At 43.4% G+C, this 14,938-nt stretch carries 13 protein-coding genes; 8 read left to right on the top strand and 5 right to left on the bottom strand.

What is annotated here, in order from left to right; all coding sequences use genetic code 11:
- Positions 1 to 14 precede the first annotated feature (14 nt).
- Positions 15 to 3,032: an HD domain-containing phosphohydrolase gene (locus OCV24_RS20505; RefSeq protein ID WP_046223972.1), complete on the bottom strand. Its 3,018-nt coding sequence runs from the start codon at positions 3,030 to 3,032 to the stop codon at positions 15 to 17.
- A gap of 319 nt (positions 3,033 to 3,351) precedes the next feature.
- Between OCV24_RS20505 and OCV24_RS20500 the strand changes: the two genes are divergently transcribed.
- The 4 genes from OCV24_RS20500 to OCV24_RS20485 all read left to right on the top strand — a co-directional run bounded on the left by OCV24_RS20500 (position 3,352) and on the right by OCV24_RS20485 (position 6,965).
- Complete coding sequence (locus OCV24_RS20500; protein WP_017058553.1) at positions 3,352 to 4,098, top strand: phosphatase; 747 nt, start codon at positions 3,352 to 3,354, stop codon at positions 4,096 to 4,098.
- Positions 4,099 to 4,264: 166 nt separating this feature from the next.
- Positions 4,265 to 4,660, top strand: a complete 396-nt coding sequence (locus OCV24_RS20495) for a cytochrome b562 (protein ID WP_017058552.1) — start codon at positions 4,265 to 4,267, stop codon at positions 4,658 to 4,660.
- A 307-nt stretch (positions 4,661 to 4,967) separates the two neighbouring features.
- The gene (locus tag OCV24_RS20490) at positions 4,968 to 5,318 is read left to right on the top strand and encodes a hypothetical protein (protein ID WP_077681600.1); all 351 of its coding nucleotides are present in this window, start codon (positions 4,968 to 4,970) and stop codon (positions 5,316 to 5,318) included.
- A gap of 111 nt (positions 5,319 to 5,429) precedes the next feature.
- Positions 5,430 to 6,965 carry a PepSY-associated TM helix domain-containing protein gene (locus OCV24_RS20485; protein WP_136998239.1) on the top strand — a complete coding sequence of 512 codons (1,536 nt, stop codon included), beginning with the start codon at positions 5,430 to 5,432 and terminating at the stop codon, positions 6,963 to 6,965.
- A gap of 112 nt (positions 6,966 to 7,077) precedes the next feature.
- Here the strand turns inward: OCV24_RS20485 and gloA2 are convergent, their stop codons facing one another.
- Entirely contained in the window at positions 7,078 to 7,461 is a 384-nt protein-coding gene (gene gloA2, locus OCV24_RS20480; protein WP_046223968.1) for an SMU1112c/YaeR family gloxylase I-like metalloprotein, read from the bottom strand.
- Entirely contained in the window at positions 7,461 to 8,393 is a 933-nt protein-coding gene (locus tag OCV24_RS20475) for a LysR family transcriptional regulator (RefSeq protein ID WP_150878923.1), read from the bottom strand. The genes gloA2 and OCV24_RS20475 overlap by 1 nt, the downstream gene beginning before the upstream one ends.
- Positions 8,394 to 8,910: 517 nt before the next feature.
- Here OCV24_RS20475 and OCV24_RS20470 point away from each other — a divergent pair.
- The 3 genes from OCV24_RS20470 (at position 8,911) to OCV24_RS20460 (ending at position 12,250) form a co-directional block, all read left to right on the top strand.
- On the top strand, positions 8,911 to 10,104 hold the full coding sequence (locus OCV24_RS20470) for a glycine C-acetyltransferase (protein ID WP_017058546.1): 1,194 nt from the start codon (positions 8,911 to 8,913) through the stop codon (positions 10,102 to 10,104).
- A gap of 109 nt (positions 10,105 to 10,213) precedes the next feature.
- Positions 10,214 to 11,245: an L-threonine 3-dehydrogenase gene (tdh, locus tag OCV24_RS20465; protein ID WP_017058545.1), complete on the top strand. Its 1,032-nt coding sequence runs from the start codon at positions 10,214 to 10,216 to the stop codon at positions 11,243 to 11,245.
- 570 nt (positions 11,246 to 11,815) lie between these two features.
- Positions 11,816 to 12,250, top strand: coding sequence for a YccF domain-containing protein (locus OCV24_RS20460; RefSeq protein ID WP_017058543.1), 435 nt, complete (start codon positions 11,816 to 11,818; stop codon positions 12,248 to 12,250).
- 204 nt (positions 12,251 to 12,454) lie between these two features.
- Here the strand turns inward: OCV24_RS20460 and yiaY are convergent, their stop codons facing one another.
- Both yiaY and OCV24_RS20450 read right to left on the bottom strand, forming a co-directional pair.
- Complete coding sequence (yiaY, locus tag OCV24_RS20455; RefSeq protein ID WP_077681596.1) at positions 12,455 to 13,603, bottom strand: L-threonine dehydrogenase; 1,149 nt, start codon at positions 13,601 to 13,603, stop codon at positions 12,455 to 12,457.
- A 237-nt stretch (positions 13,604 to 13,840) separates the two neighbouring features.
- Positions 13,841 to 14,002, bottom strand: a complete 162-nt coding sequence (locus OCV24_RS20450; protein WP_017058541.1) for a hypothetical protein — start codon at positions 14,000 to 14,002, stop codon at positions 13,841 to 13,843.
- A gap of 207 nt (positions 14,003 to 14,209) precedes the next feature.
- On the opposite strand from OCV24_RS20450, the gene yjjG reads away from it, so the two are divergent.
- Complete coding sequence (gene yjjG, locus OCV24_RS20445; protein ID WP_150878925.1) at positions 14,210 to 14,884, top strand: pyrimidine 5'-nucleotidase; 675 nt, start codon at positions 14,210 to 14,212, stop codon at positions 14,882 to 14,884.
- The last annotated feature ends 54 nt before the right edge of the window (positions 14,885 to 14,938 follow it).

The following is a 14,938-nucleotide window of genomic DNA, read 5'->3' as shown; positions in this document are numbered from 1 at the left end:
CGATAGATTTAAGGCTAGAACAACGAGCGCATGTACTCTTTCACTCGACGGATATGCTTATCCTGATCAATGTTACACCGTTGGTTAGGTTCAAGAAATCGAGCCGCGTATTTGTCATAGATCTTGTTCTCCAGAAACAGTAAATACAGTTTCGGATCAATGTGACCGCTGGTTGCCATGTCGGTCATGATACTCAGTGATTCATCTAAATGTTTGCCCTTCTTGTACGGGCGGTCACTTGACGTTAAAGCTTCAAAGGCACTGGCAATCGCTATTGCTCTAGACGGTAAGGGCAATTGCTCTTCGTTTAGACCTCTTGGATAACCTTTACCGTCAATACGCTCGTGGTGGCCGCTGGCGAGATCGGGAATGTTTTTGAGATAAGATGGGTAAGGGAGTTTGCTGAGCATGATGAAAGTCTGAATGATATGGTCGTTTACCATGAAACGTTCTTCATCGTTTAGCGTACCATGGCGCACTTTCAAGTTATGCAGCTCACCTTGGTTGTATTTTGTTTCTCCGGGTTTGAGTACGAACTCTTCTGGCCACACGTCTGCTGGGTTAAAGCCGTTATCCCACGGTATTTTATGTTCGGGTTTATCAGCAAGTAATGGTTCCATTACGGGAAGCGCCTGTTTGTTGTTATTTGGTGCTGTTTCATCCTGTTCTGCTGTACCTTGGTTAGTGCTGTACCTTTCTTTTTCAGCCCAAGACAAGCCTAATTGATCGTCTAATGTGCGTTTCCATTGGCGTTTTGCAATTTGGTCCAAGCGTTCTATTTGTTCTTCCGTCATTGATTCACTACCCAGGTTGCATTTAGCAACGAAGGAAAATTCTTCGTCCAGTTCTGATTGTTTTTGTTTGAGGATCTTGAGGCTTTCTGCTTGAAGCGCACCATTAGCTATGGCCCTCCAATAGTCCGTTTCAGCTTGTTGTTTTAACAACTCGAAACGCATGCGAACTTCATGGATACGGTCGTAAACCGTCTCCAATTTGGTTGCTTTGTCTACGATATATTCAGGGGTAGTGACCTTACCGCAATCATGAAGCCAGGCGGCTAGCATCAGCTCTTCCCATTGCTTATTATCGAGTGAAAATTGCGGATAATAATGGTCATCATCAATGGTTGCTTGGGTTATCCATTTGGTGAGTTCAGGTACTTTTTGGCAGTGCCCTTGCGTATAGGGTGATTTGGTATCAATCGCTGACGCAATAAGTTCAATTAAGGCATTGAGCATGTTTTTCTGCTGTTGCATTTGGTCAATGTTATCTTTGGCTATTTCAGCAAAACTCAGCAGCTCTCTTAGAAAGGCATGTTTGTCTGCTTGAATCTTAGTAATAGGTCTCTCATAACCAATCACGACGATACCAACCAATAATTTCTCGCGGTTCAATAAAGGAAACAGGAACAGGTCTGAATTGAAGATCGAGTTTTGATAATAGTTAAGAACGTTATCCTCTCGGTTTAAGTGGATAGTTTCTCCATGTTTGAGCTGGGATAGCAACCAAGGAGTATGTTCGATGAAATCATTGATATCTGCTTTAAAAGGAATAATGGATAGGTTGGCCGCTGTATCAAACACGCCTTTTTCTTTTGATTGAGTAAAGAGCACAATGGTTTCTGCTTTGGTTATTAAGTAGCTTTGATGAGCAATGTTCTTGGTTAATATCGAAAATTCCTGATTACCTGCGGTGTCTCGAAGTAGAGAGATAAGATCATGAAGCGTGTGTTCCATCAGCTCAATCGAGTGCGTGAGGTCAACTACTTCCTTAATCATGCTTTTGGGGGAGCGGGTTCGTCTGAAATCAAATCGTGTGATGTTGTCAGTGAGTTGCACGAGCGTATTGAGTGGTTGAGATAGGCGATTTGCGACAAACCATACAATGCCGAAGCAGATTAATAACATACCAATTGCGACGCCAACTTGCTTATCTCGCATGGAAATAAGGTCAGAGAGCAAATCATTGTGCGGTGTTGCTTCTGCCAAATAAAGGGTGACGTTTGGAGTCAGCTCAACGGGCGTTAACGTTAGTGCCCAAGTATTTAAGTTGTAATCAACGTTTTTTAGCTTGAGATTAAATTTCTGTTCATCAGAGATAAGAGGTGCTAATACGGATGATTTTAATGCTTCCATTTGTTCTCGTTTAGGCATTTTGACGAAGCTGTGTTCTTGTTCACTACCAGAAATCTTCCCTGTAGCTTGGCCATTATGTTTAATCGAACCATCGGGTTGATCAGGGGCAAGGTTAGGTACCGGTAGATCAAGCTGATGTTGGCCAAGAAGGTTAAAGTGTTTGTCAAATAAGGCGAGTCGGGTTTGCGGGGAATAGGCCAGTTCACTGATTTGAGACGAGAGAGACTCTAATGTGAAATCGGCCCCAACCACATGCTTGTCGTCTGCAGATCGTCTAGAAAGCGTAATTCCATTGGTTTGTAAAAAATAGAACTGATAGGGCTCAGAAAGTTGTATTGAGCCATTAGGCTTTGCGTTACGGAACCAAGGGCGGGCCGTGGGATTAAACTTGCTTTCAGCTTGCATGGTACTGATCACTTGATGTGTGCCATCAAGAAAAGTAATAAAATTTTCACCTTTAAGATTCGTACTGCTGATCATCATGGTCGCTTTGGCTGGTGCATTGTTTTCGGCTCTTTGTCTATTGGTACTTAAAGGGCGGAAAATTCTGAATTCACCATCATCAGAGGCATAGAATAAAGCAACCAAACTTTTATTCTGCTTGAAAATGATATCGACTGATGCCAGCCAAGATTCTTTCTCGATAGAGAAGGTTTGATGGGCCACAAATGGGCTCACAGCCATCACATTCAAGGTTGTGATAACGGGGGCAATGGCTTGCTTAAATACCGATTCCAGCTTATCGCGATGCTCATTACTAATTTCGCGCACTGTGCCTAGTAACAATTCTTGAGAATGACGGTAGCTGATTGAGATAAGTACTGCACCGGCAAGTATTGTCAAAATTAAGAAAAGGCTAGTGATGTGGATACTCAGCGGATATTGTCTTCTTCTCATCAAACACTCCAGTTTGTTAACTTGTATAAGTATTGACGAACTTGGGTAGGTTGCAAAAAATTGGTGTAATTACCAAGTTTGTACGGTTATACGTTGATGAGAGGAAGCGTTCTAGAGGTAGCCTATATAAAATTTGGATAGCTCAATGTCTAACCACAGGGTGTATGAAGTAAACAAAAAGCTCTATGCTTAGGTGCTAATTGTCACTTTCAACTGATAAACTGGTTAAATTGTTGCCACGAGGCACTCCTTTTCAGAAAGCGACATCAGGGATACCTTTTTGAAAAACGTTTAGAGACCAAGCTAGAGGCATTGATTCATGGAACTAAAAGTAGATACCCATACCCACACGTACGCGAGTGGTCACGCTTACAGCACGCTGATCGAAAACGCAAAGTCGGCGAAGCAAAACGGTTTAACAATGTTTTGTACAACCGATCACTCAGAGTCGATGCCGGGCGCGCCACACTATTGGTTCTTCAGTAATCAGCGTGTACTTCCTCGTTTTATCGAAGACGTTGCGATTGTCCGCGGCGTGGAATCAAACATCATGAACACACAGGGGGAAATCGATATTCATCCTAGTGTGGATAAGAACCTGGATTGGGTGATAGCCAGCTTCCACGAGCCAGTGTTTCGTCCGTCGGATGTCGCAACTCATACAGAGGCTTTGTTGAATGTGATTAAGGGCGGTCGAATTGATGCACTTGGCCACTTAGGGAACCCAAATTTTGATTTCGATTTCGAACCTGTGATTGAATGCGCAGCCCAACATAACGTCGCAATCGAGATTAATAACACTACACTCAAAGGCAATAGCCGTGTTGGTAGTGTCGACCGCTGTTTCGAGATCGCGAGAATTGCGAAAGCGAAAGGGGCTTTTATTACTACCGGAAGCGATGCCCACTTCTGCTTAGATGTAGGCGGGTTGGATCTCGTGTCTTCACTACTTGATGAGGTGGGCGTCGATTCGAGCAAGGTCGTTACCCATTCACCACAGCAATTCTTAGCCTTTTTAGCTCTGCGCGGTCGTCAATCTATCACCGAGTTTTCGGTATTTGAGTGATGGAAGGCCCGATAATTTTTAGTAATTAGCTAGCTAGTTTGCATTTCGGCACAATCAATTTTTGTACCCGGCAGATTTTTGTATACACTAGCCGAAAATAATAAAGTCAAAGTGCCACAATAACGATGGCGCTATCTTCGAAGACACCGCTTCACTTGGAGAAATAATGAAAACTCGCTCAATCCTTTTATCTGGTTTAATCGCTGCTTCAGTATTGTCTGGCAACGCTTTTGCTAATGTCGACCTTAAGAAAAATATGCAAGAAATGAAGCTTGCATTCAAACAAGCGGCAGAAGCTCAAAGCATTGAAGAGATGCAAAAGCCTATCGTACGCATAGACACGTTAGTTGCAGAACTGAAAACGGGTGTTTACCCAATTGAGAAAGAAGAACACTTCATGGAAGGTTTTAAAAAGATCAGCGCATCAATTGATAACATTGAGCAAAAGCTAGACCAAGGTGACTTTGCGTCTGCACAGCAAGAACTTCGCACTATCGATGGCCTTCGTGAAGAGTACCATGAGAAGCGTAACCCAAGCATCTGGAGCAAGATCTTCGGCTAATTCGTAAATCATGAGCGTTTGCTCGCTCGATACGTAACAAAGAGCAAAACCTCAAGATTCGATTTCTAAAACGCCGCCTTACATTCCCTTCTTTAGAGGAAGGTGTAAGGCGGCGTTTTTTATTGTCTTTTTTATAAACAGTTTGTTATGTAGAGTTTCGTCACATTTTCTTGGCTCTTCCGTTGTAGCCCGTTTTTAACTAAAAAGAGTGTGCGTTAGCTTCAATTTTTTAACTTGCTGTTAATCTTTACGTTTACCTATATTCCAAGTGCCTCATAATAAGGAAAATTTATAAAGATTAGGAATAATGCGCCGAACCTCGTTTAACTTCCCAATGTTACTTGCCACAGCATTAAGCTGGGTGTTAGTAACACTAATGCCTGTTATCAATGCTCATGGTAATAGTGCGGGAGTATGGGCGTCGTTATGTACGGTCAACGGCTTTGAACTGGTTCAAATTGAAGAGGGTGAACCCAATACTCACAAAGGTAAGCCGTGTCCCTTTAGCCATTTTTCCACGTTTCACCAAGACGAACTTCCAACTACACTACTGACAACTCGATTGAGTTTTATTGTCTCAGACAGCTACGCTTTTTTGGCTCTAAGTGAACGCTACACGAGGCAAGCTCCACGTGGCCCTCCCTTTGATCTTGCTTAAACCTAACTCACCAAAATAATTAAAAAATAAAGTATTAAGTAAAGTTAACCATGCTCAAGTTACTTTCTGATTTTTCAGAAGGTAAGTTTGTGTATGTCAAAGGAAATCATAATGTTGAGAAATGAATCTCAAACCTCTGCGAAAGCACAAGCAACTTCGCAATCTAAAAGCAGTGCAACAACCGGTTCGGAAACCAATATAAAAAGCAAAGAACGGCATAAAATCCTCTATTTTCTAACCTGGCGCTGGCACTTCTATGCTGGGCTGTTTGTTATCCCGTTTATGTTAATGTTGAGCATTACTGGCTTGGTGATGCTGTTTGATGATGAAATCGAACTCGCTTTCCATCACGATGCGATTGAGCTTGTTGTATCGGGCGAACCTGTCAAGGTTTCACAACAGCTAACGGCAGTACAACTTCAATACCCACAAGGTTCGGTGACGCAGTTTGCTCCGAGCAAAACGCCGGATTTGGCGAACCGATTTTCTGTATCGCTTGAAGATGGCACTTCCGTTTTCGCCACTGTGAATCAATACACTGGCGAAGTCGTTGGTGAAGTCCCACGTAGTGAAAGCCTCTACGAACTCGCGAATGATATTCATGGCACATTATTGATTGGCGATTGGGGGGATTACCTCATTGAAGTCGCAATCAGCTTATCGATTCTGCTTCTTGTCAGCGGTATCTACTTGTGGCTGCCACGAGACAACGCGAGCCGTGCTGGATTTCTCAAACTGAGAGTTTCATCTGGCCCACGCGTGCTTTTGCGTGATTTACATGCAAACATCGGTGGCACGTTATCTCTCATCCTACTGCTGTTTATTCTCTCAGGATTAGCTTGGACAGGCTTCTGGGGCGGTAAATTAGTTCAAGCATGGAGCACTTTCCCTGCTCAAATGTGGGATGATATTCCGCTGTCTGATAAGACGCACACATCGCTTAACCATGGCTCAGAGGAAGAACTTCCATGGAATCTAGAACAAACACCGCTGCCGTTGTCTCAAGGTAAGCCTGCAGAACATGTACATCACGTGGAAGAGGCATCTGAACCTCATGATCACTCTAAGATGGGCGAAGACCACTCTCAACATGTGATGTCAGCAAGCAGTTTCGGGATTGATGATGTTATCCAAAAAGCGCACTCACTTGGTTTCACTCAATACAAGGTGAATTTCCCGCGTTCAGAAACAGGTGTTTACACGGTCACAGCCAACACTATGGGCGGTGACATCATCGATCCAACGCAGGATCGTACGACACACCTCGACCAATACTCAGGTCGTATTCTGGGTGAGGTGACATGGCAAGATTATAACTTCATTGCCAAGACGTTAGCTGTGGGTATTTCATTGCATCAAGGTGACATCAGCATCATCAATAAGCTTCTAAATGCCTTGTTTTGCTTGGCGTTCATCGTGGTGTCAGTGACTGGCGGTGTGATGTGGTGGATGCGTAGACCTTCCGGTCAAAGAAAGCTTGGTACGCCACCGAAGTTCGGTGATGCAGGGCTTTGGAAAGCAGGCTTAGTGACCGTGATAGTTATTTCAATACTGTTTCCACTGGCGGGAGCGACTATCGTGGCAGCAATGCTATTGGATTGGTTATTGTTTTCACGTGTCGAGAAATTCAAGACGGCATTGAGTTAATTGATACACAAACTGACCTTCTTGTTGAGGAGGTCAGTTTCATTAATCAGATGACATGCTCTGTTTACTAAGAAGATATTAGACTTGATACAACTCTATATTTGATAAAGCTTTAGATTTCATAGAGCTCTAACGGAAGCCCGTCAGGATCGGCAAAAAAGGTAAATGCTTTGCCTGTAAATTCATCAATTCGGATCGGTTCGACTTCGATTCCTTGTCCTTCCAAATAGCTTTTGACGTGTTGAACGTCATCCACACAAAAGGCTAAATGTCTCAGCCCTTGGGCTTCTGGAAAGCTAGGTCTTTCTGGCGCGTTAGGGAAGCTGAATAGTTCTATCTGAGCACCATTAGGTAGCGCTAAATCAAGCTTGTACGACTGGCGAGCCTCACGATAGTTTTCAGCAATTATCTCGAGTTTCAAAATCTCAGTGTAAAAGTGTTTCGACGCGTCGTAGTCTGAACAGATTATGGCCGCGTGGTGTATTCCTTTCAGCATCAGTTTATTTCTCCTGCCAACTTGTCACCTAAGTGCTCCATGGCGTAATCAATGAATACACGCAGTCGAGCGGGCATGTACTTGGTTTGAGCAAACTGCATCGCGATAGCACCATGGTAGTTACTCTTGATGGTCCAATCTTCTAGCACTTGCACAACAGAGCCTTCAGACAACGCATCTTGAATCACGAAGTCATGGAAAATACCTACACCTAGACCTTCTTTCACGCCTTTAAGTCGCATCTGCGAGTGGTTTATCGCGTAACGCCCACTGACGGGTACTGTGTAAAATTCGTCATCTTTGAGAAAATCCCAAATGTGGTCTTTGTCTGTCTCTGCAAGATACAAACAGTCGTGTTCAGACAGCTCGGTAGGGTGGTGAGGAATCCCCTTGGCATCTAAATAGTCAGGGCTTGCACACAACACGAGGTTTGTTTTTCCTAACTCTTTCAATACTAAGCTTTCGTCGGGCTTATCGGTCAGGCGGAAAGCGATGTCGATACCTTGACGTAAAATATCAATGTCGCCATCAGCCGCTCTTAACTTGAGCTGGATCTCTGGATATTGACTTAAGAATGGAACAACAAAAGGCTGTAGCACTGAGTTTAAGAACGCCTCAGGCGCTGCTACCGTTATAGAGCCCGCAGGTTCAGTATGGTCGGAGGTTGAAAGCTCAACGGCTTGTTGCGCCGCGTTGATCATCACCACGCTCTGATCGTATACCAACTGACCTGCTTGGGTGATGATAAGGGTACGAGTGGTTCGTTCAAACAGTTTCACCGACAGTGCTTTTTCCAAGCGAGTGATGAGTTTACTCAAGGCTGAAGGTGTTACCCCTAACTGTTTTGCTGCCGCAGTAAAGCTCCCTTCATTTACCACTAAAATGAATGAGGCGAGATCTGGAAGTAGGGCGATGAGTTTAGGGTTGACCATAAGTATCCACGAGTTTCGGCGATGAGCGTAAAGTGATTGTGAGCGATTTGCTTGGATTTGTGAATCAATTTCATTAATTGCTTAGCGTGATTGCTCTGATAGATTGATGTGTTTGAAGCTTATCTGCTTATCTGCTTATCTGCTTATCTGCTTATCTGCTTATCTGCTTATCTGCTCATTTGCATAGCGGCGTAACGGCCGCAAATTCTGAGAGCAGCGGAGAATCATCACTATATCGTTTTGAGATGAAAGCGAAATTAGAGGGAAATTAAAGGAGATTTGGCGTTTAAAAGAGCAAGTTAAGGGCGTTAATGTGCCCTGTGTCACTGGGATGAACAATGATTGATGCCTGTGATTCATTAATGTTTTTCCAACTAAAGGGATAATCGGATCGGGGATGTTCAACTAGAATATAGGCATAAGTTTTACAGTGTAAATGATCGTGTTGAGATCATTTATATCCCTACATAATGCGGCGCGCGATGCTGCTGAATAATAACTAGGAAGGAATGAGACAATGTCTTCTGCATTTTACCAACAGATTCAAACTCAAATCGAAGAAGTTAAAGAAGAAGGTCTTTACAAGTCTGAGCGCATTATTACTTCTGCACAAAAAGCAGCGGTTTCTATCTCGACTGGTGAAGAAGTATTAAACTTCTGTGCAAACAACTACTTAGGTCTTGCTAACCACCCAGCTCTTATCGAAGCGGCTAAAGATGGTATGGATCAGCACGGTTTTGGTATGGCTTCAGTACGTTTCATCTGTGGTACTCAAGATTCTCACAAAGAACTAGAGCAAAAGCTTTCTACGTTCCTAGGTAAAGAAGACACTATCCTTTACACATCTTGTTTTGATGCAAACGCTGGTTTGTTCGAAACGATTCTAGGTAAAGAAGACGCAATTATCTCTGACGCACTAAACCACGCATCTATCATCGATGGTGTTCGTCTATGTAAAGCAATGCGTTTCCGTTACTCGAACAACAACATGGAAGAGCTAGAGCAGCAACTTATCGCTGCTAAAGAAGCGGGCGCTCGTCACACACTAATCGTAACTGACGGTGTGTTCTCAATGGACGGCGTAGTGGCTAACCTTCCTGCTATCTGTGATCTTGCTGACAAGTACGAAGCACTAGTAATGGTTGATGATTCTCACGCTGTGGGCTTCATGGGCGAAAACGGCGCGGGTACTCACGAGTTCCACAACGTTGTAGACCGTATCGACATCATCACTGGCACACTTGGTAAAGCAATGGGCGGTGCTTCAGGCGGTTACACTTCTGGTAAGAAAGAAGTGATCGACTGGCTACGTCAGCGTTCTCGTCCATACCTATTCTCGAACTCTGTTGCACCTGCAATCGTATCGGCGTCTATTCGCGTTCTAGATCTCCTAGCGGAATCTGGCGACCTACGTACTCAACTATGGGAAAACTCTGCTCACTTCCGTACTCGCATGGAAGAAGCTGGCTTCACTATGGGCGGTGCAGATCACGCAATCATCCCAATCATGCTTGGTGATGCAAAAGTAGCGGCTGAGTTCGCAGAGCGCGCACTAGAGAAAGGCATCTACGTTGTAGGTTTCTCTTTCCCTGTAGTACCAAAAGGCCAAGCTCGTATCCGTACGCAAATGTCTGCTGCACATTCTCGTGAGCAACTAGACCGCGCAATTGATGCGTTCATCCAAGTTGGTAAAGACATGGGCATCATCTAATTTTAAAGGGGTGCCACGGCATCCTTTAATTAGATAGAGCAACACCCAATAGAACATATAGATTTTTGATTCTCGCCTTACAGTTAGGCGAGATGAACTAGGTAACATTATGAAAATTAAAGCACTTTCTAAGCTTAAGCCTGAAGAAGGCATTTGGATGACCGAGGTTGAAAAACCTGAAATGGGTCATAATGATCTTCTTATCCGTATTAAGAAAACTGCAATTTGTGGTACTGACGTACATATCTACAACTGGGATGAGTGGTCACAAAACACAATTCCAGTACCTATGGTAGTAGGTCACGAATACGTGGGTGAAGTTGTTGGCATCGGCCAAGAAGTTCGTGGTTTTGAAATCGGCGACCGTGTATCTGGCGAAGGTCACATCACATGTGGTCACTGTCGTAACTGTCGTGGCGGCCGTACTCACCTTTGTCGTAACACAACAGGTGTTGGTGTGAACCGCACTGGTGCATTCTCTGAGTTCCTGGTGATCCCTGCGTTCAACGCATTTAAGATCCCTGCAGAAATCTCTGACGATCTAGCATCAATCTTTGACCCGTTTGGCAACGCAGTACACACAGCGCTTTCTTTCGACCTAGTAGGCGAAGATGTGCTAATTACGGGTGCTGGCCCAATCGGCATCATGGCTGCAGCTGTTGCTAAGCACGTTGGTGCTCGTCACGTTGTAATCACTGATGTAAACGAGTACCGCCTAGATCTTGCTAAGAAGATGGGTGTAACGCGCGCAGTAAACGTGATGGAAGAGAAGCTTGAAGACGTAATGGCTGATCTTGGCATGACTGAAGGTTTCGACGTAGGCCTAGAAATGTCTGGTAACCCATCTGCGTTCAACAGCATGCTGACTAACATGAACCACGGCGGTAAGATCTCTCTACTAGGTATTCCACCATCAGATATGGCAGTAGACTGGAACCAAGTAATTTTCAAAGGCTTGGTTATCAAAGGTATCTACGGTCGTGAGATGTTCGAAACTTGGTACAAGATGGCTTCACTAATCCAGTCTGGCCTAGATCTAACACCGATCATTACTCACCACTACAAAGTGGACGACTTCCAGAAAGGCTTCGACATGATGCGTTCTGGTATGTCAGGTAAAGTAATCCTAGATTGGGAATAATTTTGAGTTAGGAAGCTAACTTAGAAAAGCTTAATAGAAAGGCGACAGTTATTACTGTCGCCTTTTTTGTTTTTAAACGAGAACAACTGTCAGTTAGTTGAGGTGAATACAGCACATAATTATTGTATCCATTGTTACTCAGATGGGATGGCAGATTCTGTTACATATACTGGTTGATGTACACGTCGACTAAAAACATGAACACAGGAACTGTACTCAGAAGTGCGAAAAAGACGATAGGCACCCAGTTTTTCATTTTCTTTTTAGGTTGCTTAGGGTTATTCATAAATTAGGCCTTAAATTAGTTGTAGTGTTTGCACTGCTGGGTACGCCATGGATGAATTAGCGTGGTGCGCTGTTTAACAGAAGGTTCTAGTTGTATATTTATGGTATCAAATAAAATAGTTGATACCTATATGGTTATGGAGTTCCTTGGTGCGCGTCAAAAATATAAAGTGTAGGTGATTCATGAGTGGTTCATAAAGGCTCAATAATAATGAACTTATTACAATAGACATTGCCTCACTCGGCATATGAAATAAACGCATAAAAAAATTTGGAGAATACAGAATGAGAACAATAGGAAACATCATTTGGTTTCTGTTTGGTGGTGTATTTATGGGACTGGCTTGGTGGTTCTTTGGGCTACTTGCATTCCTCACCATTGTTGGTATCCCTTGGGGCAGAGCGTGTTTTGTAATGGGAAACTTCTCTTTCTTCCCATTCGGACAAGAAGCGATTTCGCGTGATGAACTGACTAATGAGATGGATATAGGCACGAGTCCGTTAGGTGTGATTGGGAATATCATTTGGTTTTTATTTGCGGGAATCTGGCTTGCGATGGGTCACATCATGTCAGCAGTGGCGTGCTTCATTACGATCATCGGTATTCCGTTTGCTATCCAGCATTTAAAGTTAGCGGTTATCTCACTGGCGCCAATCGGTAAGACGGTTGTCGATAAACGTGAAGCAGAAGCGGTGCGAGTAAGAAACTACAAAGGTTAAGATTGTAGTCTACGCCTTAATTGAACTGAAAAGCACATCGTATGATGTGCTTTTTTACGTCGTAGTGTCTATCTAGTATCTAATTCGACGGTGCCGGAGGCGCAGGCTTGATGTGATACGACTGATAAAAGAAAACGAGCTCAGAAGGTGAGCCCGTTTGTGTTTGTTTTGACCTGTTTTTAGAACAAGTGACGTGTAGCTAGATTACATCGCGGCTTCGAAGATCGCTGAAATTTCTTCGTGCGTGGCTTGTTTAGGGTTAGTGAAACCACAAGCGTCTTTCAGTGCGTTGTCTGACAGAGTTGGAATGTCTTCTAGTTTTGCGCCTAACTGTGCGATGCCTGTTGGGATATTTACATCATTCGCCAATTGAACAATTGCGTTAATTGCTGCTTCTGCGCCTTGCTCCGGTGACATTCCTTCAACATTTACGCCCATTGCTTTCGCAACGTCACGTAGACGCTCTGGACAAGCTTGCGCGTTGTAGCGTTGAACGTGTGGAAGCAAGATAGCGTTACATACACCGTGTGGAAGGTCATAGAAACCACCCAATTGATGCGCCATTGCGTGAACATAGCCAAGAGAAGCGTTGTTGAATGCCATTCCTGCCATAAACTGTGCATAAGCCATTTGCTCACGAGCGTCAATGTTTTCGCCGTGCGTTACGGCTGTTCTTAGGTTCGCTTGCACAAGCTCAATAGCTTTAATGGCTACTGCGTCTGTGATTGGCGTTGCTGCGATAGAAACGTAGGCTTCGATTGCGTGTGTTAACGCGTCCATACCAGTTGCAGCCGTTAGTGATGCTGGTTTAGCAAGCATCAGTTCAGGATCGTTTACTGAGATAAGCGGCGTTGTGTGCTTATCTACGATAGCCATCTTAATGTGACGCTCTTCATCAGTGATGATGCAGAAGCGTGTCATTTCAGATGCAGTACCTGCTGTGGTATTGATAGCAATTAATGGCATCATTGGTTTTTCAGACTGATCAACACCTTCGTAATCTGAGATTTTGCCACCATTAGATGCGATAAGAGCAATACCTTTTGCGCAATCATGAGGAGAGCCACCTCCGAGAGAAACAACAAAGTCACAATCATTGTCTGTAAGTAGCTCAAGACCGTCATTAACGTTAGTAATGGTTGGGTTTGGTTGGGTGCCATCGAAGACAACTGCGTCAACGCTACGTTGACTAAGAAGCTCTTGTACCTGCTTTACCACGCCAATTTGGTTAAGAATCTTATCCGTAACGATCAGACCTTTTTTGAAGCCTTGAGACTGAATGCTATCAGCAGCATCTTTCAAACAGCCGGTACCCATGAAGTTTATTGTAGGGATGTAAAACGCGCTAGACATTGGGAAACTCCGTTAATTATAGTTTTTTATTTGTTCTATGTTGTTGGTAATATTAGGAAAACCTTCGATCTTAGATAAGCTTGACCCCGAACTACCACTTTGTGATTATGTATTAAATTTGATGCATATGACAATCGTTTTTATGGTTTTATGTGAGTTTACTATCAACAGAAAAAACTAAATTAAGAAGAATATGTTGAGGTGATGGTCAATTGAGTGGCTAACAAATGAGTATCATTAGTTTGATTCGTCTGCTTTAGAAGATGTCAAACTCGTTTTACATTGGTTTGAACTGTTCTTATGCTCTGTTTCTGGATTTTCATTTTTATTTGGTTCTTCATCGTAGTGTTTGACCACAAAAGGAGTAAGCATTACGGATGATGGCAAGAAGTGCTTCATAGTACCTCCCGGTACTTAAATGGATTTTTATTGTATGGTATTGGTTTAATATGTGGCAGAATTTGCGATATATCATGACTTGCGACTTGTTTTCTATAAATTATTAGATTTATATACAGACTCACAAAATTGAGAGTAAAGTGATGACCCGCCCTTTGAGGCAACGATAAAAACAACGACAAAACAGTGCGAGTAAGAGGACATAAAATGAAGTACGATTGGATATTCTTTGATGCGGATGAAACCTTGTTTCACTTTGATGCTTTTCAAGGGATGAAGTTGATGTTTTCCCGTTTTGGTGTTGACTTTAGCGAACAGGATTATTCAGTTTATCAAGAGGTTAATTTACCATTATGGGTAGATTACCAAGATGGTCGTATCACGGCAGCTCAACTGAAGCATGCGCGTTTTGAAAACTGGGCGGCAAAGTTAGAGACAACAACGACAGCGTTAAACAGTGCATTTTTAGCCGCAATGGCGGACATTTGTTCTCTGCTTCCTGGTGCCAAAGAGTTGATGGAGTCGTTAAAAGGCAAAGTGAATATGGGCATAATCACTAATGGCTTCACAGAGCTACAATCGATCCGTTTAGAGCGAACAGGAATGACAGGCTATTTTGACCATGTGATCATTTCTGAAGAAGTTGGTGTCGCAAAACCAGACGCCGAAATTTTTGAACATGCACATAAGCTGATCGGATTGCCATCGAAGCAACGGATATTGATGATAGGGGACAACCCACACTCTGATATTTTGGGTGGTTTGGATTTTGGTATTGAGACTTGTTGGCTGAATAGCCAAGAGAAAGCGACACCTGCGGGGATTAACCCTCACTATCAGGTTCGCTCTCTGGCTGACCTACAAACGCTTCTACTAGCATAACCGCCTGCTAGTTTTGACTTTATGAGTTAATTATCGACAACCGAGTACCAGCAT

The sequence above is a fragment of the Vibrio kanaloae genome (genome assembly GCF_024347535.1).
Taxonomy (GTDB): domain Bacteria; phylum Pseudomonadota; class Gammaproteobacteria; order Enterobacterales; family Vibrionaceae; genus Vibrio; species Vibrio kanaloae.
This window is presented reverse-complemented; position numbering and strand designations above follow the sequence as displayed.